At 57.0% G+C, this 1,919-nt stretch carries 1 protein-coding gene; it reads right to left on the bottom strand.

Features of this window, described 5'->3' with window-relative positions; all coding sequences use genetic code 11:
- Positions 1-58: 58 nt before the first annotated feature.
- A complete protein-coding gene (gene ltrA / locus ACP7E4_RS30395; RefSeq protein WP_426119971.1) occupies positions 59-1,345 on the bottom strand; it encodes a group II intron reverse transcriptase/maturase in 1,287 nt (428 codons plus the stop codon).
- Positions 1,346-1,919: the final 574 nt, after the last annotated feature.

The following is a 1,919-nucleotide window of genomic DNA, read 5'->3' as shown; positions in this document are numbered from 1 at the left end:
GGGCGCGGTAGGGACGGCAGTTATCTGCCGCCCCCCGCACAGATCCGTACGTGCGGAACTACCGCATACGGCTCCTGCCTTGGGTACGTGACGCGAAGCGATCCTCCGGGTATGGGTGTGCATTTCTGGGTCTAGGTATGTAGAGGTCGGCAAGACGTCCGTAGCGTGACCACTGAAGCCGGTTACGCTGGCTGCGTCGCTTGAGAGCTTGCCGCCATAGACGGCACACTGCCAAACGAAAACCGCCAAGACGTATCAGGTTTCCCGGCACCGCGTGATAATTGAAATATCCACTGACCACTCGGTTAAGCCATTGCCCTTGAACCCGAATGGGCTCATGACGTCGGCGTTTCAGCTCGTCCCGAATGACCAGCAGCGTTGCACGCATTCGCTTCTTGACCGTCAGACGCAGTATTTGAAAACCACCGTTTCTGTTGGTGCTACAACAGTGTGTGAAGCCTAGGAAGTCAAACGTCTGCGGTTTACCCAAGCCTCGGTCTCTACGATTTCTCGCAGCAAAACGACCAAACTCAATCAGCCGTGTCTTCGAAGCATTAAGCGATAAACCGAACCTGGCCAGTCGTTCTCGTAATTGCTCCAAGAATTTCTGGGCCTGCGATTTCAACCTGAAACCCACCACACTGTCGTCCGCGTAACGCACAACAATCACATCGCCACGGGCGTGGCGCTGGCGCCACTGCCTTGCCCATAGATCCAGCACGTAGTGAAGATAGATATTCGCCAGTAACGGCGATATCACTGCGCCTTGGGGAGTCCCCTTAGTCGCAGCCACTCTACGGCCTTCCTCCATTACTCCCGCCTGAAGCCATTTGCAGATAAGCCCGAGCAGGCGCCGGTCTGCAATCCGGTGTCCCAGAAACATCAGCATCCATTCATGGTCGATCTCATCAAAGAACGACGTGATATCCGCATCCAATATCCAGTTCACCTTCTGGCCCTTCAGCGCGACCGTTAATGCATCCAGCGCATCGTGCTGGCTGCGTCCCGGCCGAAACCCGTACGAGAATCCCAGAAAGTCCTCTTCATAGATCGCATTCAGAACGGTAACAACCGCCTGCTGCACGATCTTGTCCTCCAAAGAGGCAATGCCCAGCGGACGCTGTCTACCATCGGCTTTGGGAATGTAGACCCGCCGCGACGGCGTTGCCCGATAGGTTCCACTGTGGAGCCTTGCGTGCAAATCAGTCACTCGCTGGAGAAGACCTTCCTCGTATTCTTGCCACGACATGCCGTCCACGCCCACTGCTGCATCGCGGCGCAGAGCATAAAAGCTCTGTGCTAACAACTGCGGTGTGATGTGGTGCAGCAGTGCCGTGAACTGCATGCCCTTGTTCCTTCGGGCTGCTTCACGTACACCTTCAAGTCCCATCGACGCGCAGCTGATCCGGCTCAGTGTCCGGGGCGCGGGGGGCATGTCGGTGTTTCCCTTGGCTACGTCCCTTTCCTCCACTATCTCCGCAGGGCTAGGCCCTTTGTTCGATGGCTTCTCAGGTACTACGGACGTATCCGACTTCTCAGCGACGTAGACAGCAGGGTTACGGCTTTTGGCCTTTCCTGCTCCGCCCGGTGCTTGCGCACCGGGCGCCGCTGAGATCTCCCAGTTTCTGTGCGGAGGACTTCCCGACGTGCACAGGGTCTCCGACCGCGCGGGATCAGAGCATGACAGGCGTGTAACGCCATGCTCCGTGTTGCCTTCTGCTTCGCTTAACAGCATCGGCATCCCGAATTCCTGATTACGCGGCTCAATGGCTGGCCCATCGGTTTCCCCTGTCAACGCTTCACCCTGCACCTCACGGTGCAACATGCATGACTCGGGGTCTGGTTGATTCGCCATTTCTTACCAGTATCGAACTTTCATCGACTATCCTCCGCCAGCTTTAACTGGCGCACTAAGCGTC

This window comes from Pseudomonas sp. DSP3-2-3 (assembly GCF_049898225.1).
In the GTDB taxonomy this organism is placed as follows: domain Bacteria; phylum Pseudomonadota; class Gammaproteobacteria; order Pseudomonadales; family Pseudomonadaceae; genus Aquipseudomonas.
This window is presented reverse-complemented; position numbering and strand designations above follow the sequence as displayed.

Excerpts from the sequence above, each read along its gene's own strand:
- ltrA (WP_426119971.1), bottom strand. The coding sequence starts at position 1,345 with ATGCAGTTCACGGCACTGCTGCACCACATCACACCGCAGTTGTTAGCA.